The sequence below is a fragment of the Pseudomonas sp. HR96 genome (assembly GCF_034059295.1).
Taxonomy (GTDB): domain Bacteria; phylum Pseudomonadota; class Gammaproteobacteria; order Pseudomonadales; family Pseudomonadaceae; genus Aquipseudomonas.
Genome location: NZ_CP139141.1, coordinates 2,028,341 through 2,050,124, shown reverse-complemented (window position 1 = coordinate 2,050,124; position 21,784 = coordinate 2,028,341). Strand labels below are relative to the sequence as shown.

The window sequence follows — 21,784 nt, the reverse complement described above, 5'->3', positions numbered from 1 at the left end:
GGCAATGCCCCCGGGAGTTCGCCAGGCCGGTGTGATCTACCCAGCGCCTGGCGAGATGTCCAATACGGCCACCACCGGCCCCTAGCGAATCATCAAATGCTGCACCGACTCGATCAGCGCCTCGACGCTGACCGGCTTGCTCAGGTGCAGGTTGAAGCCCGCTTCCCGGGCCAGCGCCACGTCATTCTCGCGGCCATAGCCGGTCAGGGCGATGGCCGGGGTGTTGCGGTTGAGCCCTTCGGCGCGGATCTCGCGGATCAGCTGATGGCCGTCCATCCCCGGCATGCCGATGTCGGACAGAATGACCTCGAAGCTCTCGGCCATGGCCGCCGCCAGCGCCAGCAGCGGGTCGGCTGTGGCATATACCACTGCGCCCTCCGACTCCAGCAGCAGGCACATCATCTCCAGCACTTCATCGGCATCGTCCACCAGTAACACGCGCAACCCGCTCAGGCCACCGGGCCCGCTGGCTGCCAGCGCCAGCATGGCCGGCGTTACCGCAGGCAGGGGCAGCCAGACGCAGAAGCTCGAGCCCCTGCCCAGGCCTTCGGAGGTCGCTTCGATCCGTCCGTTGTGGGCTTCCACCAATTGCCGCACCAGCGCCAGGCCAATGCCCAGGCCATGCTTGGCACGGGCACTGTGCTGCAGCTCGGCCTGCCCGAACATGTCGAACAGCCGTGGCAGGAAGTCGGCCTCGATGCCCTGCCCCTCGTCGGTCACCCGCAGCACGGCAGAGCCCTGCTCGAGGCCCAGGCTCAACTCGACGCGCTTGCCCGCCGGGGTGAACTTGAGCGCATTGTTCAACAGGTTCCAGACAATCTGTTCGAGGCGCACCGGGTCGGCCTGCAGCCATACCTCGGCGCCGCCGGCGTCATAGCTCAGCTCGACCCCGGCACTCTCGCCAGCAGGCTTGACCACCGCGACGATGTCGGCGATCAGCTGGGCGAAATCGACCTGCTGGCGTTCCAGCTTGAGCTTGCCGGTCTTGAGCCGCGAGATGTCCAGCAGGTCGTCGATGATCTGCGCCTGGCTGCGCACCGCGCGCTGGATCGCTGCCGTGGCGCGCACTGCGGTGTCGGTAGCGGCCACCCCCGGGCTGCGCGCCAGCAACTCGGCGTTGAGCTGAATGAGGTTCAGCGGGTGCTTGAGCTCGTGGGACATCACTGCCATGAACTCGTCCTTGAGCAGGCTGGTGGCCTGGGTCTTTTTCAGCCGCACGCGCTGCTTCTTCAAGTGCTCCTGCTCGCGGGTGGTGTCGCGGCCGATGAAGGCGAAACCGCGCACCGCGCCATCTTCCAGCGGGTTGAAGACCCCGCTGCAGTAGATCTGCTGGCCATCCTGGCGTGGGTGCCAGCGCTGGTCCACGGCGTAGCCGCGTTCCTGGGCCAGGCGCAATTGCAGCTTGGGCCGGCCGACCTGGCGATCCTCGTCGTTGTAGATCAGGGCAATGTCCTGGCCGCACGCCTGCGCTTCGCTGTAGCCGAAAATCGCCTCGGCGCCCCGGCTCCACGAGGTGATGACGCCCTGGGGGTCGGTGGTGATGATCGCGTGGTCGCGAGTGCTCTGGGCAATCAGCGCCATGTGCGCCTCGCCCTGGCGTACCTGCTCCTGGGCCAGGCGTCGCTCGGTGATGTCGATGAAGGTCAGCACCGCGCCTTCGATCCGGTCGTCCAGGGTGCGGTAGGGCAGCAGACGCGCCAGGTACCAGCGGTTGTCGTGGCTGTGCACCTCGCGCTCGATCTGGTGCAGCGACTCGAACACCTTGCTCGCGTCGTCAGCCAGCCCGGGGTAATCCAGGCGATGGGTGATGTCCAGCAGCGAGCGGCCGACGTCGCTTTCGATCATGTTGAAGACCTGCGCCGCCTGCGGAGTGAACCACTTGATGCGCATCACCCGGTCGACGAACACCGTACCGATGTTGGTCGAGGTGATGAGGTTCTGCAGGTCGTCGTTGATCTTGCCGGTTTCTTCGATCTTGGCCTTGAGCTCGGCATTGACCGTACTCAACTCCTCGTTGATCGACTGCAGTTCTTCCTTGCTGGTTTCCAGCTCTTCGGAAGCCGAGCGCAGCTCTTCGTTGATCGCCTGCAGCTCCTCGTTGGACGCCTTGAGCTCTTCGGTGGAGGTGTCGGAGTGCTCGATGGTGAACTGCAGCTGCTCCTTGGTGCGCTGCAGCTCGGCCTCCAGTTGGGTCAGCACGCTGTCCTTACCCTCGTGGGAGGCACTGACCTCGGTGCCCATCACGTCTTCGACCTCGTCGAACAACACCAGCATGTACTCGGCCATGGCCGAGCTGTCACTGAACGGGCGCACAATCATGTTGATGTAGTACTGGCGCTCGTCGCGACTGGTACGCACCCGCCGCGCCTCGACGCTCTTGCCGCTCTGCGAGGCCTGGAACACCGCAGTGCGCAATTCCAGGCGCAGTTCCGGCTGGACCAGCGCCAGCAGGTTGTGCGTCGGCTCGCCGGCGACGTAACGCAGAAAACGGCCGACCCGCGCTGAGGTGTGCACGATGTTGCACGCCTGGTCGATGATCACACTGGGTGGCGCGTATTGTTCCAGCACCCGCTGGTGAATGTCGGCAAAGGAAATTTTCTTTCTCCCTGGTTCCGGCAGGGCCGGCTCCATTACAGTCCGTGGTGGCGGTGGTGGCTGGCTCATGGTGGTGGCGCGAATGACCCGCGAGGCGTTGCGCGCGCGATAGATGCGCAGCTTCTTGTCGACCGCCACGAACAGGTTGGAACAGACTTCGGCCGACTCGGAGTTGCCGAGAAACAGGTAACCCCCGGGGCGCAGGGCGAAGTGGAAGATCTGCAGCACCGTGGCCTGGGCCTCGCGGTCCAGGTAGATGAGGAAGTTGCGGCAGCTGATCAGGTCCAGACGCGAGAACGGCGGGTCGTTGAGCAGGTTGTGCTTGGCGAACAGCACCCGCTCGCGGATCTCCTTCTTGATGCGCAGCAGGTCGGTTTCCACGGTGAAGTGCTGCTTGACCCGGCGCTGGCCGATGTCGGCGACCACCCCGGGCAGGTACTGGCCTTTGCGCCCGACCTGCAGCGCCTGCTCGTCGATGTCGGTGGCGAAGATCTGCACGTTGACCGGTGCTTTCGCCCGGTCGGCCTGTTCGAGCAGAAGCATGGCCAGGCTGTAGACCTCTTCCCCGGTGGAGCAGGCCGCCGACCACACGCGAATCTCCCGCTCCTGCTCCTGCAGGCGCTCTTCGTCGAAGAGTTGCGCAAGCACATCGCGCTCCAGCGCCTCGAAGGCCTCGGCGTCGCGAAAGAAATTGGTCACGCCGATCAGCATGTCCTTGAGCAGGGCCTGGGTCTCGGCCATGTTGTCGCGCAGATACGTGTGATAGGCGCTCAGCTCGGCGATGCCGTTGACCTGCATGCGCCGCTCGATGCGCCGGCGCACGGTGGCGCCTTTGTACAGCTTGAAATCGTGCCCGGTGCGCACCCGCAGCAAGGCCAGCACCTCACGCAGCGCCCGCCCCTGGTTGAGCTCCTCGGGCTCGTGCGCCGGTTGCTCGAGGCAGGCCGGCGGCTGGTCATGCAGGCGGCGAATGCTGCTGTTGAGGGTCATCAGGCGCTCGGCCATGAGCGCCACCGGCAGCACGATGTCGACCATGCCGGTGTCGATGGCGTGGCGCGGCATGGACTCGTATTCGGCGTCTTCGGGCAGTTGCGCCAGGGTCACCCCACCCTGCCCCTTGATTTGCGCGATGCCCACCGAGCCGTCGGCGCCGGCGCCTGACAGCACCACCCCCACCGCGTGGCTCTGGTAGGCCATGGCCAACTGGCGGAAGAACAGATCGATAGCCACCTGCGGGCCGATGGCACGCTGCACCGGCTTGAGCGAAAGCACGCCGTCGGCCATCAGCAGGTCGTTGCCCGGGGCAATGATATAGACGTGGTCCGGCTCGATGTGCACGGCCTCGCTGACCTGCAGGGTGGGCATGGTCGTGGCATTGCCGATGATCTGCGCCAGGCTGCTCTTGTGCGTGGCATTGAGGTGCATGACCACCACGAAGGCCATCCCGGGGTTGGCAGGCAGGCTTTCGAACAGGCTGAGCAACGCCTGCAAGCCGCCCGCCGACGCTCCCACGCCGACCACCGCAAAGCGCGTTGCGCTGGCCTGGGCGGGAAGATGGCAAGGCAGGTCGGGGGGCATGGGAACACCTTGTAGCGGATAAAGGCCGTGCGTACTGCCAGAGCCCTGAAATTCAGACGCCACTGTATAGAAAAAATCGCCTGCCAAGGCTTTTTTTATGGTCAAGGATGCCGCGCCGCAGGCGACAAAACCCCCGCCCGTGCGGCTTATAACGCAGCTCAGGCAACTTATTGCGGCAACTTATAACTAATGGTTACTGCGATTTTTAGTTTGAGCACAAACTTATTGTTACTTTAACTTTGCGACCACTCGTCCGACTCGAGCGCTCGGCGAAAACTTTATGACAATGCTCTTTTCAGAGTAAGTGTGAGGGATGACCTTCACTCCATGCTTACCAGCAGTCTTGCATTCCGGCACTCGCCGTGTCTGCACCCGACAAAGGAAGAATCGATCATGGCTAACACACAGAACCCAGGCAACTTCTCCAACGATCGTCAAAAGGCTTCGGAAGCCGGCAAGAAAGGCGGCCAGGCCAAGGGCGGACAAGCCTCGGGCGGCAACAATTTCGCCAACGACCGGCAGAAAGCCTCCGACGCCGGCAAGAAAGGCGGAAAAAGCTCGGGCGGTGGTGGCCGCAGCTGACCGCCGCTAGCGTGCAGCGCAAAGGCCGGGGCTGACGCCTCGGCCTTTTTTTTGGTTGTCATTCTCTGGATAGGCGGGCCACTCATGAGCCAGCATATCGTGCATTTTCACTGCCAGATCGACCAGGGCACCAGCGAACGCTTTCGCGACCAGTGCCTGGCCGCTGTGGCCGAGGGCGCCAGTGCCTTGCTGCTCAACTTGTCAACGTCCGGCGGGAGCACCAACTTCGGCTTCACCCTCTATACCTTTCTCAAGTCGCTGCCGGTGCCGGTCACCGCGATCAATGCTGGCAATATAGAATCGATGGGCATCGTATTGTTTCTCGCGGCCAGCGAGCGCATTACTTCGCCCCACTCGCGCTACTTGATTCACCCGATGAACTGGTACTTCAACCAGGCGTCAGTGGATCATTCGCGGTTGCGCGAATATCTGTCCAGCCTGAATAACGACCTGGACCGGTATGTAAGGATATTCGAACAGGAGACCGAACACGCCGAGCGCAAACTGGACATCTTCAAATGCCTTTCGGCGGAAGAAAAGGTCATCGCCGCGCAGGATTCGGTCGCCTGCGGCATCGCCCATCGTATCGAACAGGTGGTGTTCGACAAGGATGCGGTGCATTGGAAGGTCAGCGGGGATTCGGGGTAACGCACACGCTCAGGGTGGTTGCCCCTCCCACATCGGTCCTGGCCAGGCTGCAATCAACCAAAACGCCCGGTGATGTAATCCTCGGTCTGGGTCTTGCCAGGCTTGGTGAAGATGATGTCGGTGTCGTTGTGCTCGATCAGCTCGCCCATGAACATGAATGCGGTGTAGTCCGAGCAACGCGCGGCCTGTTGCATGTTGTGGGTGACGATGATCACCGTGAACTGTTCCTTGAGCTCGGTGATCAGCTGCTCGATGCGCCCGGTGGAGATCGGGTCCAGCGCCGAGGTCGGCTCGTCGAGCAGCAGCACCTGGGGCTTGAGGGCGATGGTGCGGGCGATGCACAGACGTTGTTGCTGGCCGCCGGAGAGGCTCTGGGCGCTCTGCTTGAGCTTGTCCTTGACCTCGTCCCACAGCGCCCCGCCACGCAGCGCCTGCTCGACCCGCTCGTCCATCTCGCGGCGCGAGAGTTTCTCCTGATGGCGCACGGCGTAGGCGATGTTCTCGTAGATCGACATCGGGAACGGCACCGGCTTCTGGAACACCATGCCGACCTGGCTGCGCAGGCGGTTCATGGAGTAACCCGGCGCCAGGATGTTCTCGCCGTTGAGCGACACTTCGCCCTTGGCTTCCTGCTTGGGGTACATCGCATAAATGCGGTTGAACACCCGCAGCAGGGTCGACTTGCCGCAGCCCGATGGGCCGATGATGGCGGTGATGCGTTTTTCCGGAATGTCCATGTTGATGGACTTGAGCGAGCGGTGCCCGTTGTAGAAGAACTCCAGGTCCCGGACCTTGATCTTGGTTCGTTCGTTAACGAGGCTGTTACTTTGAATGACAGTCATCAGGCGGACCTATTGCGCAAAAGGATCAGACGGGACACGAGGCTCAGCAGCAGGACGAACAGGGTCAGCACCAGGGCGCCAGCCCAGGCCAGGGCATGCCAGTCGTCGAAGGGGCTCATGGCGTACTGGAAGATCACCACCGGTACGCTGGCGATCGGCTTGAGCAGGTTGCTGCTCCAGAACTGGTTGCCGAAGGCGGTGAACAGCAGCGGCGCGGTTTCACCGGTGATGCGTGCCAGGGCCAGCAGGATGCCGGTGACCACGCCCGCCTTGGCGGCGCGCAGGACGATCTGCAGGGTCAGCTTCCACTGCGGCACACCCAAGGCCAGGGCCGCCTCGCGCATGGTCGAAGGTTGCAGCTGGAGCATTTCGTCGGTGGTACGGACCACCACCGGTATCACCAGCAGGGCCAGCGCCAGCGCACCGGCGATGGCCGAGAAGCCGACCTGGTGGTTGGTCACGGCGTTGAGCGGCAGGATCACGGCGGTGTAGACGAACAGGCCGAGCACGATCGACGGCGCCGACAACAGGATGTCGTTGATGAAGCGCACAGCCGTGCCCAGCTTGGTGTAGCGGGCGAACTCGGCCAGCCAGACCCCGGCCATCAGGCCGATCGGGGTGCCGATGAGCAGGCCCAGCCCGGACATCAACACGCTGCCGTAGAAGGCGTTGGCCAGGCCGCCCGCGGTGCCCGGTGGCGGCGTCATCTGGGTGAAGAGCGCGCCGTTGAGCGCGGCGAAGCCGTTGACGATGGTGGTGATCAGAATCCACACCAGCCACAGCAGGCCGAACGCCGTGGCGCCGCAGCTGAGCACCATGGCGATGCTGTTCTTGAGACGGCGTTTGCGATAAAGGCTATCGTCCTGGCTCACAGGCCCTCCTTGCGCGACAGGCGCATCAGCATGATTCGCGCAGCGGCGAGCACGATAAAGGTCACGATGAACAGCAGGAAACCCAAGGCGATCAGCGCCGAACGGTGCAGGTCGGTGTAGGCCTCGCTGAACTCGTTGGCGATCACCGAGGCGATCGAGCTGCTGGGCATCATCAGCGATGCCGAGAACTGGTGGGCGTTACCCAGCACGAAGGTCACCGCCATGGTTTCCCCCAGGGCGCGACCCAGGCCCAGGAACACACCGCCGACCACCGCCGAGCGGGTGTAGGGCAGCACGATGTCCCAGACCACCTCCCAGGTGGTGTTGCCCAGGGCGTAGGCCGATTCCTTGAGGGTCGTCGGCACGCTGCGAAACACCTCCTGCATCACCGAGGTGATGAACGGGGTGATCATGATCGCCAGCACGATGCCAGCAGTGAGCATGCCGATGCCCAGCGGCGGGCCCTGGAACAGCGGGCCGATCACCGGCACGGCACCCAGGTAGTCGTTGATCCAGGGCGCCAGGTGCTCGGCCATGAACGGACCGAAGACGAACAGGCCCCACATGCCGTAGATGATCGATGGGATGCCGGCCAGCAATTCGATGGCCGACGAGATCGGCATGCGCAGCCAGGGCGGCGCCACTTCGGTGAGGAAGATGGCGATGCCGAAGCTCACCGGCACGGCGATCAGCAGCGCCAGGAAAGAGGTGACCAGCGTGCCGTAGATCGGCACCAATGCGCCGAACTTGCCATTGACCGCGTCCCAGTCGGTGCTGGTGAGGAAACCGAAGCCGAATGTGTGCAAGGCCAGGCTGCCACCCCACAGGGTGGAGAAGGCGATGGCCGCGAGCAGCGCCAGAACCAGCATGGCTGCGCCGCACATGGTGCGGCGGAACCACTTGTCGTGGCTTTGATCGCGGGCCGCGCGGGCCTCGCCGAGGTCTTTGGTCTGGGTCATAGGTGCAGACAGGGTCGGTGTTTGTTCAGTCATGAAAGACCACTCGCAAGAACATCCCCTGGCCGAGGCCGCCGTGGCGGCTCGGGCAGAGGATGTCCGGGTTTTGAATCAACGGGTGAACTGAGTCTTCCAGTAGTCTTCGATACGGCTGACCAGGGAGCTGGGCAGCGCTACGTAGTCCAGCGAAGCGGCCTGCTCCTGACCGTGCTCCAGCGACCATTTGAAGAAGTCGAACGCGGCGCCGCTCTGCTCGGCGTTCTTGGCGGTCTTGTACATGATGATCCAGGTGGTCGCGGTGATCGGCCATGCGGCGTCGCCCGGCGCGTTGGTCATGATCAGGTTGAAGTCCTTGGCGCTGGCCCAGTCGGCAGTGTCGGCGGCGGCGGCAAAGGTCTTGGCCTCAGGCGCGACGAACTTGCCGGCAGCGTTCTTGAGCAGGGTGTAGGACATGTTGTTCTGCTTGGCGTAGGCGTATTCGACGTAGCCGATCGAGTTCTTGATCTGCTTGACGTAGGCCGAGACCCCTTCGTTGCCCTTGCCGCCGACACCCACCGGCCACGGTACGGTGGTGCCGAACTTGACCACGGTGGCCCAGTCGGTGCTGACCTTGGACAGGTAGTTGGTGAAGTTGAAGGTGGTGCCCGAGCCGTCCGAACGGTGCACCACGGTGATGGTGCTGTCGGGCAGTTTGGCATCCGGATTGAGCGCGACGATGGCCGGGTCGTTCCACTTGATCACCAGGCCCTGGAAGATTTTCGCCAGGGTCTGGCCGTCGAGCTTCAGCTCGCCAGGCTTGATGCCTTCGACGTTGACCACCGGCACGATGCCGCCGATCACGCTGGGGAACTGGCCCAGGCCGGCGGCACTGAGGTCATCGGCCGACAACGGGGCATCCGAGGCACCGAAGGTGACGGTCGCGGCCTTGATCTGCGCGATACCGCCGCCCGAACCGATCGACTGGTAGTTGATGCGGTGCGGCGAGCTCTTGCTGAAGTCCTGCGACCACTTGGACAAGACGGGGAATACGAAGCTGGAACCGGCACCAGTCACGTCGGTGGCGTGCGCTGCACCGCTGAGGCACAGGGCGGCCAGGAGAAGCGACAGACGATTTTTGCTCAGCAACATCAGGCATTACCTCGGCTTGACTAGTGTGAAGAAGCTTTTGAGAAAGCTGGGGAACCGGACGCCATTCATTGGGTCTTCGTGGTTCGGCGATGACGATTTAATGCTTTCTATATTTCGGTTTGATGACAGCGCGTTGACATGTTGCTGAATAGCTAAACTTTTTTTCAGGTTGGCCGAGGTGACTGCGCCGCGTGGGTCAGGCGCCACCGGTTTCATCCAATCCACGGCAACTTCCCCCCTGCCCTTGCGGTCAACCCCAAGGACATCATCACCGGGAGCCGTCTCGCGTGGCTCTTTCCCGGGCGCTGCCGCCCGCCAGAATCGTGAGTGAGATCGAACGCATGCCTACCCCCAGCACCTCTTCATCCAATTCCCACGACCGCGACCAATTGAGCATCAACACCATTCGCACCCTGGCGATGGACGCCGTGCAGAAGGCCAACTCCGGCCACCCCGGCACGCCCATGGCGCTGGCGCCAGTGGGTTACACGTTGTGGAGCCGCTTCCTGCGCTACCACCCCGAGCATCCGGACTGGCCTAACCGCGACCGCTTCGTGTTGTCCGTCGGCCACGCTTCCATGCTCCTGTATTCGTTGCTGCACCTGGCCGGCGTGGTGGAAATCGACGAACACGGCAAGGCCAGCGGCAAGCCTGCGGTCAGCCTGAGCGACATCGAGCAGTTCCGTCAGCTGGACTCCAAAACCCCCGGCCATCCCGAATACCGTATGACCACCGGTGTGGAAACCACCACCGGCCCGCTGGGCCAGGGCTGCGCCAACAGCGTCGGCATGGCCATGGCCGAGCGCTGGCTGGGCGAGCGCTTCAACCGTCCCGGCGCGACCCTGTTCGATTACAAGGTTTACAACCTGTGCGGCGACGGCGACATGATGGAAGGCGTCAGCTCCGAGGCCGCCTCGATTGCCGGTCACCTGAAGCTGGCCAATCTATGCTGGATATATGACAACAACACCATCACCATCGAAGGGCACACCGAGCTGGCCTTCGACGAGGATGTCGCCACGCGCTTCAAGGGTTATGGCTGGAACACCCTGCACGTGACCGATGCCAACGACACCGAAGCATTGGCCAGGGCCCTGGAAACCTTCCGCCAGACCACCGATGCGCCGACCCTGATCGTGGTCGACAGCGTGATCGGCTACGGCTCGCCCAACAAGCACAACACCGCCGGCGCCCATGGCGAGCCGCTGGGCGTGGATGAAATCAAGCTGACCAAGCAGGCCTACGGCTGGCCGGAAGACTCAAGCTTCCTGGTGCCCGAAGAAGTGCGCACGCACCTGCGCGAGGCCTTGCTGGCCCGCAGCGCCGAGCAATACGAAGGCTGGCAGCGCACCTTCGCCTCCCTCAAGCAGAGCGAGCCGAACCTGGCCGATGAGTTCGAGCGCATGCGCCAGGGCGAAATGCCCGAGCACTGGGCCGATGCCCAGCAAGTGTTCGACGCCGACGCCAAGGGCCAGGCCACCCGCGCTGCCGGGGGCAAGGTGCTGAACGCTTTTGCCGAGCAGATCCCCTGGCTGATCGGCGGTTCGGCCGACCTCTCGCCGTCGACCAAGACCAACCTGACGTTCGAGGGCGCCGGCAGCTTCTCGGCCAAGGACTACAGCGGCCGCAACCTGCACTTCGGCATCCGCGAACATGCCATGGGCTCGATCGCCAATGGCCTGGCGCTGAGCTACATTCGGCCCTACACCTCGACCTTCCTGGTGTTCAGCGACTACATGAAGCCGCCGATCCGCCTGGCGTCGATCATGGAGCTGCCGGTGATCTTTGTCTTCACCCACGACTCCATCGGCGTCGGCGAAGACGGCCCGACCCACCAGCCCATCGAGCACCTGACCCAGTTGCGCGCCACCCCCGGCCTGCTGACCTTGCGCCCGGGCGACGCCAACGAGACTACCCAGGCCTGGAAGACCGCCCTGGCCCAGACCAACCGGCCGTCCTGCATCATCCTCTCGCGCCAGCCCATGGCCACCCTTGACCGCTCGGTGTATGCCGCAGCCGAAGGGGTCGCCCAGGGAGCCTATGTGCTCGCCGATGCAGTGGCGGGCCAGCAGCCGGAGGTGATTCTCATCGCCACTGGCAGCGAAGTCGGCCTGGCCGTGCAGGCGTACGAAAAGCTCAAGGCCGACGGCGTCGCCGCGCGTGTGGTGTCGATGCCCTGCTGGGAGTTGTTCGAAGACCAGGACCCGGCCTACCGCGAGCAGGTGCTGCCCAAGGCCGTTACCGCCCGGGTCGCCATCGAGCAGGCCGGGCCTATGGGTTGGGACCGCTACGTTGGCAACACCGGGGCCAAGGTGGTGATGAACAGCTTTGGCGCCTCGGCGCCGATCGAAAAGCTGCAGGCCAAGTTCGGTTTCACCGTCGACAACGTCGTCAAGCTGGCCCGCGAGCAGATGCAGAAATAGCCGCTAGCGCGATTTGACGCACAACTGGAAACCCACGCCATGGACGGTGTGCAGCAAAGGTTGGTCGAAACCCTTGTCCAGCGCCCGGCGCAGCAGATGGATGTTGCTGCGCAGGCTGTCGCTGTCGGGTGGATCGTCGCCCCACAGCGTATCCTCCAGCTCGCGGCGGGTTACCACCGCCGGGCTCTTCTGCATCAGGATGGCCAGCAGCTTGAGGTTGGTCGGGTTGAGCTTGAGCTTGATTCCGGCGCGGCGGATCTCCAGGGTGTCCAGGTCATAGCTCAGGTCATGCAGTTGCAACACGCGCCGGCCGCCGCCATTGATGCGCCGTGACAGCGCCTCGATGCGTGCCAGCAACTCGGACAGGGCAAACGGCTTGACCACGTAGTCGTCGGCCCCGGCCTTGAAGCCGGTCAGGCGGTCGCTCAGTTCGTCGCGCGCGGTGAGCATGATGATCGGCACGTGGCGCTTGCTGCTGGCGCGCAGGCTGCGGCATATCTGGTTGCCGTCGATGCCGGGCAACATGATGTCGAGAATGATCACGTCGAAGTGCTCGGTAGCGGCCAGGTGCAGCCCCGTCAAGCCATCCAGTGCACTTGCGGTTTCGCATCCCTTGAGCTGCAAATATTCGATGATATTCGCCATGATGTCGCGATTGTCTTCTACAACCAGGATCCGCATGGGTTGGGCACTCGTATCTTCAATGGATCTCGAAACACACTGTCAGTCGACCAGGGCGGCCAACTCGACGGTAAAACAACAGCCATGGGGCTCCAGGCCCGACAACTTGACGCTCCAGCCCTGGTTCTGGCAAATCCGCTGGACCAGTGACAGGCCCAGTCCCAGGCCCTCGCCGCGCTGCTCGTCGCCGCGTACGAAAGGCTGGAACATGGCTTGACGCTTTTCTTCGGGTATCCCGATGCCGCTGTCTTGCACGGTGAATCCGTCATCCAGCAGGGTCAGACGAATGAACCCCGAATCGGTGTAGTGCCAGGCGTTGCGCACCAGATTGCTCATCACTGAATAGAGAAACGTGTGGTTATACAGGGTGGTACAGCGGCTATCCGCTAGATAGGCAAAGCTCAACCCCTTCTCTTCGATGGGCTGGCGCCAGATCTCGACCACTTCGTCGCCCACCGCGGCCAGGCTGCACAGGCGCCCGCTGCCATCGCCCTGGGCCCGCGCAAGGATCAGGAAGGTCTCGATCAGTTGACTCATGCCCAGGCTGGCCCGGGCCATGCGCGTCACCTGGGCCTGGGCGCGACTGTCGACGCTGGGGTCGACCTGCAGCAGTTCGCAGGAGCTGGCCAGCACCATCAAGGGGGTGCGCAACTCGTGGCTGACATCGGCGGTGAACAGGCGCTCGCGGCGCAGTGCATCACGCAGGCGGCCCAGCGCCCCGTCGAACGAAGCGGCCAGTTCGCCCACTTCGTCGCGGGCGTAGTGCGGTGCCAAGGCCGGGGCCATCTCCAGCGACTGGTCGCGGTGGCGCACCTGGCCGGCCAGCTTGACCACTGGCGCCATCACCTTGCGCGCCAGCAACCAGCCGAGCAGCATCGCCAGCAGGATGCACAGGACAAAGCCGATGATCGCGACGGTAAACAGCAGATGCTGGCGCTTGTCGAAACTCTCGCGGTCGCGTAGCAGCACGTATTTGCGCCCGTCGACTTCCTGCACCATCGCGTAATAGGGATGGTGGTCACGGGTGATTTCCTGGAAACCGGGCTCCAGCCGGGCCAGCTTGTCATCCATGGCCAGGTCGCCAACCCCGCCCTGGACGAAGAACCACTCGTCTTTCTGCGGCTGGTGGGTCCAGGTTTCCACCGAATCGCTGACCAGCAGGCGATGCAGGTTGCCGTTCAGGCCAATGGTGGTCAGCTTGCGCTCGACCACGTGCACGGTGGCGACGATCCCACTGGCGAACACCCCGCCTACCAACGCCGACATCAAGGCAAAGACAATGACGATACGCTGCTTGAGGCTTTGCTTGAACTCCATGAGGGTCCGCTGTGAGGGTGATGACGATTCGAGTAATGCCGCGAAGATAGTCCGGGGGGCGTCACGGTCAGGTCATCGAGATGTGAAAATTTCGTTAAATCAGTACCGCGGCTGGGAATTCTGCGAGACGGGTCATAGCCGTCGAGGCCGCTTGGCTGGCTCGATAGGCAAGCCGACAACCAGAGATCGGGGGCTTTGCCGCGATCAGCGGAAATCCCGACTTCCCACATCCAGCCCGTTCAACAGCGGGGTCATGTCCTGCAGATGCCCGGCGATCACATGCCTGACCCCATCGGCCGACTCGAGCCGGCCGCGCACCTGGAGCAGGTGTGAACCGACCAGCACCCGCCGCTGGCGTTCGGCCAAATCGTGCCACACCACCACGTTGATCATGCCGAATTCGTCCTCCAGGGTGAGGAAGATCACCCCGCTGGCCGTCTGTGGGCGCTGGCGGCCGATCACCAGGCCGACCACATTGACCGGCCGGCCGTGCTCCACCGTGGCCAGGGCGCGCGAGCTGCGACTGCGCAAGGCATCCAGGCGCGGGCGCAGCAAGGCCATGGGGTGCGGGCCCAAGGTCGTGCCGACGCTGGCGTAGTCGGCGAACAGGTCCTCGCCCACCGTCGGCCGGGGCAGTTGCACGCGGCTTTCGACCGGCTCGGCGACGCCCTCGAACAACGGCAACTGGGCCACCACACTGGCCACTTCCCAGCGCGCCTGATGGCGGTTGCCGGCCAGCGGCTTGAGCGCGCCGGCATCGGCCAGGGCTTCGCGGGCCCGGCTGTCGAGCGCGGCACGCAGGCACAGGTCGGCGACATCGGCGAACGGCCGTTCGGCCCGAGCTGCCTCGATGCGCTGGCTGTCGACCTCGCGAAAGCCCTTGACCATGCGCAGCCCGAGCCGAATCGCTGGCTGTGCGCCGTCGCCTGCTTCCAGGCTGCAATCCCAGTCGCTGTAGCGGATGTCCAGGGCGCGGATCTCCAGGCGATGGCGGCGGGCGTCCTGCAGCACCTGGTCGGGAGTATAGAAACCCATGGGCCAGCTGTTGATCAGGGCACAGGCGAACGCAGCCGGTTCATGGCACTTGAGCCAGCAACTGGCGTAGGTCAGCAGGGCAAAGCTGGCGGCGTGTGACTCGGGAAAGCCGTAGCTGCCAAAGCCCTTGATCTGTTCGAAGATGCGCGCGGCGAATTGCTCACTGTAGCCGTTGCGCAGCATGCCTTCACGCAGGCGGATCTGGTGCGGTTCGAGGCCGCCGTGGCGCTTCCAGGCCGCCATGGAGCGGCGCAGTTGGTCGGCCTCGCCCGGTGAATAGTCGGCGGCGACGATGGCCATTTCCATCACCTGCTCCTGGAACAGCGGCACGCCCAAGGTGCGCTCGAACACCGCCTTGAGTTTTTCCGAGGGGTAGACCACCGGCTCCTCGCCGTTACGGCGGCGCAGGTAGGGGTGCACCATGTCGCCCTGGATCGGTCCGGGACGGACGATCGCAACCTGGATCACCAGGTCGTAGAACTGCCTGGGGCGCAGCCGCGGCAGCATCGCCATCTGCGCCCGCGACTCGATCTGGAACACCCCCACCGTGTCCGCCCGGCTGATCATGGCGTAGGTCTTCGGGCACTCGGCCGGCACGCTGGCCAGGCTCAGGTCGAGGCCGCGATGGCGGCGGATCAGGTCGAAGCTGCGGCGAATGGCGCTGAGCATGCCAAGGGCGAGAATGTCGACCTTGAGCAGCCCGACGGCGTCGAGGTCGTCCTTGTCCCACTGGATGATGGTGCGCTCGGCCATGGCCGCGTTCTCCACCGGCACCAAGGTGTGCAGCGGCTGCTCGGAGATGACGAAACCGCCAGGGTGCTGGGACAGGTGCCGGGGAAAACCGATCAGCTGTGAGGTCAGGCCGATGACCCGGCGCAGCAACGGACTGTCGGTATCGAAGCCGGCTTCGCGCAAGCGCTCGAGCGGCGGCGCCTCGTCGCTCCAGCGCCCGGCGCAATCGGCCAGGGCGTTGATCTGGTCAGGCGGCAGGCCCAGCGCCCGGGCCACGTCGCGCACGGCACCGGCGCCGCGGTAGCTGCTGGCCACCGCCGTCAGGGCAGCGCGACCACGGCCGTAGCGGTTGAAGATGTACTGCAGCACCTCCTCACGGCGCTCGTGTTCGAAGTCGACGTCGATGTCCGGTGGCTCGTTGCGCTCGCGGGACATGAAGCGCTCGAACAGCATGTTCATGCGTTGCGGGTCGAGGGCGGTGATGCCGAGCACGAAGCACACCACCGAGTTGGCCGCCGAACCCCGGCCCTGGCAGAGGATGTCGCGCTCGCGGGCAAAGCGAACGATGTCCTGGACCGTGAGAAAGTAGCTTTCGTAGCCCAGCTCGGCGATCAGCGCCAGCTCCTTCTCGATCGATTCCCGGGCCTTGGCGCTTTCCCCCTGCGGCCAGCGCCAGGCGATGCCCTGTTCGGTCAGCTGGCGCAACCACGACGTGGCCGTATGCCCGCTGGGCACCAGTTCATGGGGGTATTGATAACGCAGTTGGGAAAGATCGAAGCGGCAGCGCCGGGCGATCACCAGGCTTTGCTCGAGCAAGGCCGCCGGGTACAGCTCGGCCAGCACCGGCAGCGCTCGCAGGTGCCGCTCGCCGTTGCCGAACAGCCAGGGTCCGGCTTCGGCCACGCGCACGTGATGGCGGATGGCAGTCATGGTGTCCTGCAAGGCTCGCCGGCCCCGGGCGTGCATGTGCACGTCGCCGCTGGCCACGGCCGGCAGGCCGAGCAGGCGCGCGGTGTCGAGCAGGCGCTGCAGGCGCAGGCCATCGTCGGGGCCGCGGTGCAGCTGCACGGTCAGCCACAGGCGCTGGCCGAACAGGCCTTTGAGCCAGTGGCCATGGCCGGCGTTGGGTTCCTCGCCAGGCACCCACAGGGCGATCAGGCCACTGAGGTCGAGACTGGCGAAATCTTCGCGCAGGGCCTGGTACTCGCCCTTGGCGGCGCGCCGGCGGGCCAGGGTGATCAACTGGCACAGGGCCTGGTACCCGGCCAGATCCTCCACCAGCAGCACCACTTTGGGACCCTGATCGATCTGCACCTCGCTACCGACGATCAGCGCTACCTGGCATTCACGGGCCGCCTGCCAGGCGCGCACGATGCCGGCCAGGCTGCATTCGTCGGTAATGGCCAGGGCCTGGTAACCCAGGCGCGCGGCCCTTTCGCATAGCTCGCGGGCGCTGGAGGCACCGCGCTGGAAGCTGAAATGGCTCAGGCAGTGCAGCTCGGCGTAGGCGGCCATCAGCCGAACCAGCCTTGCAACTGCAGCGGGCCGGGCTCGCCGACGCTGTGAAAGGCCCAGCCGCGCAGGCCGTCGACGGTTTCCACCAGGTAGTAGTCGCGGCGTACGTCGCCGCCGTCCCACCAACCCGATTCGATGCGTTCCGGGCCGGCAAGGATGCGCAGGCGCGGGTCATGCAGCGCTTGCGGCTCGCGCAGCAGCCAGCCAGGCCGTGGCGCGCCGGGCATGGGCGAAGGGGCCGCGGCCGGCAGTTCGGCCAGGGCGGCCCAGGCGCATTCAGGGCGATGGTCGGCGCGCGCCTGCAAGCTGACGATGGCGTCGTCACCCAGGCGCGCGCGCAGCCGTTCGCGCAGCTGCTGCCAGGGCTGCAATTGCTGCGGGCGCTGCTCGAAAAGCTCCTTGTGGGTGGGCACGAAGGGCGGTAAATCTTCGGCCAGCAGGCGCAGGTTGCGCACCGGGCGCGGCACCTGAAGCTGTTCGAAGCGCCCGCGGGCCAGTTCGAAGAGCATCTCGGGATCGCGCTCGGCACCCAGCAGCCCCACCGACAGCAGGGTGTCTTCGCCCTCCTGGTGTTCCAGGTGCAGGGTGAAACGCTGCACGCCGCCGTCGCGCCCGGCGAGAAAGGCGCCCAGGTCGTTGATCAGGCGCCGCAGCGGAAACACCAGCGCCTGGTGCGACTCGACGTCGAAATTCAGCTCGATGCGCTGGTCGAAGCGATCGGCCGGCACATAGAAGGCCAGCGCCTGCGGGCGCAGCCCCTGCAGGCGGTCGAGGTGAGCCAGCACCTGGCCGGGAAAACGCTTGGCCAGGGTGTTGCGGGGCAAGGCCAGCACCTCGCCGAGGCGGCGCAGGCCCATGCGCTTGAAGGCGGTGGCGACCTCGCCGGGCAGGCCGATGCGCTCCACCGACAGCGGCGCCAGTTGCTCGCCCAGCTGCGCCGCGTCAAGCACCGCCAGGCCGTCATGGGCGTTGGCCAGCATGCGCGCGGCCACCGGGTTGGGCGCGACCACGATGCGGTGGGCAAACCCCAGCGCCTGCAGCTCGCCGCGCAGGCGCGCTTCGAACTGCGCCCAGGGGCCGAACAGACCGAGGCTCGATTCGATCTCCAGCAGCAGGGCGCGCGGGTAATGCAGGCTGACCTGGGAGCTGAAGCGGTAGCCCCAGGCAGCGAGGAAGTTCTGGTTGAGCTCGATGTCGGCCGGGTCGTAGTCGAACATGGTGAAGTCGCGGCTGAGCATCTGCGCGGCGGCCACCGACTGCCCGGGCTTGAGCCCCAGCGCTCGCGCAGCCGGGTTCACCGCCTGCAGCACGCGCCGTTGCGCGGGGCCGGTGAGCAGCACCAGGGCTTGTTCGCTGTCGTTGCGCCGACGGCTGAGCGAGTCCATGGCCAGCTGTGGCAGGACGATACAGGCCCAGAGCATGGTCGCCTCAAAACGCCAAGGGTTGCGCGGGGGCCAGCCCGCCGCGACATTTGAGTACGCGCAACTGCGCCGGGTGCAGGTCGACGGCCAGGCGCAGGGCGGCTGGCGACGGGTTGCGCGCGGCCAGTTGCGGGCGGCAGGCGAACGCCAGGGTCTGGCCGGTTTCGGCCGCCACCTGAAGGCGCCGCAGGCTGCGGTCGTCGGCCTTGTTCGGCCAGCACAGCACGGCACCGCAACTGCCCGAGCGCAGGCATTGTTCGACCGCCCATAGCGCCTGCTGATCGTCTGCGCTGATCATGGACAGGTGGCGCAGATCGACCCCGGCGGCGAGCCAGGCCTGCGGGTAGGGAATATGCGGCGGCGCCACCAGCACCACCCGTTCACCGGCCTGGGTCAGGCGCGCCAAAGTGGGCCACAGCAGGCGCAACTCGCCACTGCCGACGGCGGGCAGGAGAATCTCGCTGAGCGCTGCGGGCGGCCAGCCACCGGTGGGCAAGGCGGCGTCCAGTTCGGCGTGGCCAGTAGGTTGCAGGCCGCTGGGCCGCGCCGGCTGGCGGCCCTTCCAGACCCTGCGCTCGTCGAGCAGGCCGGCCAGGCTGGTGACGTTGCCCAGGCGGTTGTCCTGCAGTGCGCCGATCATCGCCGCACCAGCCCGCAGTACACGCCTTCGATGACGAAGTCGCGCTCGACGCCAACCTCGATCGGGGCATACGCCGGGTTGCGCGGCAACAGGCGCACGCCGTTGGCATGGCGCTCGAAGCGCTTGATGGTGACCTCGCCGTCGAGCCGGGCGACCACGATCTGGCCGTTGCGCGCTTCGAGTTGGCGGGTTACGCCAACCAGGTCGCCGTCGAGGATGCCGTCGTCGATCATCGAGTCGCCGGCCACCTGCAGCAGGAAGTCCGGCACCCGGGCGAACAGCCGAGGGTCGAACAGCAGTTGGTCGTGGACGCCGACGTCGGGATCGATCGGCACCCCGGCAGCGACCTTGCCCAGCAAGGGGAGATGCAAGAGCTCGGGGCGCGGCTGGGCCTCGCGCAGGCGAATGCCGCGGGCCTGGTTGGGCCGCACCTCGATCAAACCGGCTTCGGCCAGCGCGACGATGTGCTTGCGCGCCACGCTGCGTGAGGCGAACTCGAACGCCTCGGCGATTTCGGCGAGGCTCGGCGGCTGGCCCTGTTCGGTGATGCGCTCACGGATGAAGGCAAGAATGGCGTTGCGGCGTGGAGATAGTGTGCTCATGGAGTACATTTGTACTCTTTTGCGCACCCCTTGAGAAGAGCTCTTTATCGGCTCGGGCTCAAATTCCGCTGAACCAGTTGTAACCTTGATCCTCCCAGTAGCCACCCGGGTAATCGTTGCTGACGAAGATCTCGACGATGTGCTTGGGGTTCTTGAAGCCCAGCTTGGTCGGCACCCGCACCCGCAACGGGTAGCCGTATTCCGGTGGCAAGGCGACTTCGCCGTAGTCCAGCGCCAGCAGCGTCTGCGGGTGCAGTGCGGTGGGCATGTCGAGGCTGGAGTAATAGCGGTCGGCGCACTTGAAGCCGACGAATCTGGCTGTGGTGTCGGCGCCCACGTGCTCCAGGAAGGTCTTGAGCGGCACCCCGCCCCACTGGCCGATGGCGCTCCAGCCCTCGACGCAGATCAGCCGAGTGATGTCGGTGCGTTGCGGCAACTTGCGCAGGCCTTCCAGCGTCCAGGGTGCCTTGTCGCGCACCAGTCCGCCGACGGCCAGCGAGTAGCTCGACAGGTCGAGGTCGGGAATGTCTTCCTCGCCATAGAAGGCGTTGAAGGGAAAGGGTTGGGTCATCTGCGCCTTGCTGAAGGTCGGCGCCAGCTTCTGGCCGCTGAACAGCCAGGCCTGGACCCGGTCGTTCCAGCGCGACATGGCCCACAGGACCTTGTCCACCTGGTCGCCATCCTGCAGATTGCAGCCGCTGAGCATGGCCAGCGCGCCCACGCTCAAGCCGCCCTTGAGGAAATGGCGACGCTGCAGGTTCGCCAGTTGGTTGTGCTGCGCCGGCTCCAGCTGGATGCGTTGGCTGGCGCGTTTCTTCGGTTCAGTCATGATCGAGCGTTCCACCGGTTATCATCGGCAGGAGAGTCTTGGGTACCATCAGCACCAGGGCCAGGTGCACCAGCACGAAGGCGCCGATCGCCGCCATGGCGGCGAAGTGCACATAGCGGGCAATGTCATAGCCGCCCAGCAGCGCCACCAGCTCCTGCAATTGAATGGGCTTCCAGATCGCCAGCCCGGACACCACGATCAGCGCCCCGGCCGCCAGCACCCCCCAATACATCAGGCGCTGCACGGCGTTGTACACGCCCTTTTCGTGGACCAGGCGAAAGCGCAAGGCCGCCACCAGGTCGCGCTTGACGGCCTGTGGCGTCACCGGCAGCAAGTCACGCTTGAAGTGCCGGCTGGCCAGGCCGTAGACCAGATAGACCAGGCCATTGATGACCAGCAGCCACATCACTGCAAAATGCCAGGCCAGCGCGCCACCGAGCCAGCCGCCCACTGTCAGCTCCTTGGGGAAACGGAAGGCGAACAGTGGCGAGGCGTTGAAGATCGCCCAGCCGCTCATGAACATGCAGGTCATGCCGAACGCATTGACCCAGTGCGTGAGCCGCACGGGCCAGCTGTGAATGCGACGCTTGGCCATCGTATGGCGCTCCTTGTGGCAGTCTGGCTACGGTTTACATCGGTGGCTGGAAGCCGTCCTTGCCCACGGCCACGCCGCGCGCGGTCTTGCCGTCTTCACCGGGGAACACCACGACCTTGGCACCCTTGACCAGTTGCTCGGGCTTGCCGGCTTCGACGTAGGCGATCGGCACGTCCTGCGGCACCATCAGCTGCTTCTCGCCGCCCTTGTAGGCCACGGTGAGGGTCCGGCCATTGGTGTTGGCCACCTTGCCGACCGTGCCGTTGGTCATGGTGCCGGTGCTGCCGTCGGCGTTCTGCCAGCCATAGTGACCTTCGCCGCTGCCCTTGAGGCTAGGCTCGAACACGGTGACTTCCAGGGCCTTGAGCGAGCCGTCGGGCTGGGGAGTGGCGGCCGAGCCGATGAAGCTGTCGGACTTGATCTGGTCGATGTCGGTCTTGGACACCAGGCGGATGCCGGTCTTGTCGGTCAGGCCGATGCTCTGGTGCGCGCCGGTGCGGGTGGTGAAGGTCAGGGTGTTGTTGTCGAGGCTGTCGACGGTGCCACGCAGCGGCTTGACCACCGGCATGTCGGCGGCCGAAGCGATGACGGCAGCGCTGAGCAGGAGCAGGCCAAAGGTGCTGGACAGGGCAGTCTTGATCTTCATCGGGGCAGTTTCCTTGCAGTGAGAGTGCAGCCATCCTCGACCCGAAACCGGGACTGGACGATGACCGAGGGATTACATTTCTGTCATTTGCCGGATTCGCCGGGTGGCATTGGGTAGACTCCGCGCAATCACCCTCGCGAGCAAGCT

The 21,784-nt window shown here is 65.0% G+C and carries 16 protein-coding genes and 1 pseudogene; 3 read left to right on the top strand and 14 right to left on the bottom strand.

Annotation, left to right across the window (positions count from 1 at the left end; all coding sequences use genetic code 11):
- Positions 1–81 precede the first annotated feature (81 nt).
- Positions 82–4,173: a CheR family methyltransferase gene (locus tag SFA35_RS09545; RefSeq protein WP_320577613.1), complete on the bottom strand. Its 4,092-nt coding sequence runs from the start codon at positions 4,171–4,173 to the stop codon at positions 82–84.
- Positions 4,174–4,587: 414 nt separating this feature from the next.
- Here SFA35_RS09545 and SFA35_RS09540 point away from each other — a divergent pair.
- A pseudogene (locus tag SFA35_RS09540) lies at positions 4,588–4,755 on the top strand (KGG domain-containing protein); the annotation flags it as partial.
- An 84-nt stretch (positions 4,756–4,839) separates the two neighbouring features.
- The gene (locus tag SFA35_RS09535) at positions 4,840–5,403 is read left to right on the top strand and encodes an ATP-dependent Clp protease proteolytic subunit (RefSeq protein ID WP_320577608.1); all 564 of its coding nucleotides are present in this window, start codon (positions 4,840–4,842) and stop codon (positions 5,401–5,403) included.
- A 53-nt stretch (positions 5,404–5,456) separates the two neighbouring features.
- Here the strand turns inward: SFA35_RS09535 and pstB are convergent, their stop codons facing one another.
- The 4 genes from pstB to pstS all read right to left on the bottom strand — a co-directional run bounded on the left by pstB (position 5,457) and on the right by pstS (position 9,204).
- Complete coding sequence (pstB, locus tag SFA35_RS09530) at positions 5,457–6,245, bottom strand: phosphate ABC transporter ATP-binding protein PstB (protein ID WP_414058506.1); 789 nt, start codon at positions 6,243–6,245, stop codon at positions 5,457–5,459.
- The gene (gene pstA / locus SFA35_RS09525) at positions 6,245–7,063 is read right to left on the bottom strand and encodes a phosphate ABC transporter permease PstA (protein WP_414058535.1); all 819 of its coding nucleotides are present in this window, start codon (positions 7,061–7,063) and stop codon (positions 6,245–6,247) included. Before pstA ends, pstB begins: the two co-directional genes overlap by 1 nt.
- 50 nt (positions 7,064–7,113) lie before the next feature.
- On the bottom strand, positions 7,114–8,109 hold the full coding sequence (gene pstC, locus SFA35_RS09520; protein ID WP_320577604.1) for a phosphate ABC transporter permease subunit PstC: 996 nt from the start codon (positions 8,107–8,109) through the stop codon (positions 7,114–7,116).
- A gap of 75 nt (positions 8,110–8,184) precedes the next feature.
- The gene (pstS, locus tag SFA35_RS09515; RefSeq protein ID WP_320578945.1) at positions 8,185–9,204 is read right to left on the bottom strand and encodes a phosphate ABC transporter substrate-binding protein PstS; all 1,020 of its coding nucleotides are present in this window, start codon (positions 9,202–9,204) and stop codon (positions 8,185–8,187) included.
- A 338-nt stretch (positions 9,205–9,542) separates the two neighbouring features.
- Between pstS and tkt the strand changes: the two genes are divergently transcribed.
- Positions 9,543–11,624: a transketolase gene (gene tkt, locus SFA35_RS09510; RefSeq protein WP_320577599.1), complete on the top strand. Its 2,082-nt coding sequence runs from the start codon at positions 9,543–9,545 to the stop codon at positions 11,622–11,624.
- 3 nt (positions 11,625–11,627) lie between these two features.
- Here tkt and SFA35_RS09505 read toward each other — a convergent pair whose 3' ends face one another.
- From SFA35_RS09505 to SFA35_RS09465, 9 genes are all read right to left on the bottom strand, one after another.
- A complete protein-coding gene (locus SFA35_RS09505) occupies positions 11,628–12,305 on the bottom strand; it encodes a response regulator transcription factor (RefSeq protein WP_320577595.1) in 678 nt (225 codons plus the stop codon).
- A 42-nt stretch (positions 12,306–12,347) separates the two neighbouring features.
- Positions 12,348–13,622: a HAMP domain-containing sensor histidine kinase gene (locus tag SFA35_RS09500; protein ID WP_320577593.1), complete on the bottom strand. Its 1,275-nt coding sequence runs from the start codon at positions 13,620–13,622 to the stop codon at positions 12,348–12,350.
- Positions 13,623–13,826: 204 nt separating this feature from the next.
- Positions 13,827–16,904 carry an error-prone DNA polymerase gene (locus SFA35_RS09495; protein ID WP_320577592.1) on the bottom strand — a complete coding sequence of 1,026 codons (3,078 nt, stop codon included), beginning with the start codon at positions 16,902–16,904 and terminating at the stop codon, positions 13,827–13,829.
- Positions 16,904–18,325 (bottom strand): DNA polymerase Y family protein, encoded by a 1,422-nt coding sequence (locus SFA35_RS09490; RefSeq protein ID WP_320577590.1) that lies wholly within the window; start codon positions 18,323–18,325, stop codon positions 16,904–16,906. Before SFA35_RS09490 ends, SFA35_RS09495 begins: the two co-directional genes overlap by 1 nt.
- A 7-nt stretch (positions 18,326–18,332) precedes the next feature.
- A complete protein-coding gene (gene imuA, locus SFA35_RS09485; RefSeq protein WP_320578943.1) occupies positions 18,333–18,938 on the bottom strand; it encodes a translesion DNA synthesis-associated protein ImuA in 606 nt (201 codons plus the stop codon).
- 23 nt (positions 18,939–18,961) lie between these two features.
- Entirely contained in the window at positions 18,962–19,576 is a 615-nt protein-coding gene (lexA, locus tag SFA35_RS09480) for a transcriptional repressor LexA (protein WP_320577587.1), read from the bottom strand.
- Positions 19,577–19,625: 49 nt separating this feature from the next.
- Entirely contained in the window at positions 19,626–20,396 is a 771-nt protein-coding gene (locus SFA35_RS09475; protein ID WP_320577585.1) for a molybdopterin-dependent oxidoreductase, read from the bottom strand.
- Positions 20,389–20,991, bottom strand: coding sequence for a cytochrome b/b6 domain-containing protein (locus SFA35_RS09470; protein WP_320577583.1), 603 nt, complete (start codon positions 20,989–20,991; stop codon positions 20,389–20,391). Before SFA35_RS09470 ends, SFA35_RS09475 begins: the two co-directional genes overlap by 8 nt.
- Before the next feature lie 34 nt (positions 20,992–21,025).
- Positions 21,026–21,631, bottom strand: coding sequence for a hypothetical protein (locus SFA35_RS09465; RefSeq protein ID WP_320578941.1), 606 nt, complete (start codon positions 21,629–21,631; stop codon positions 21,026–21,028).
- Positions 21,632–21,784 lie beyond the last annotated feature (153 nt).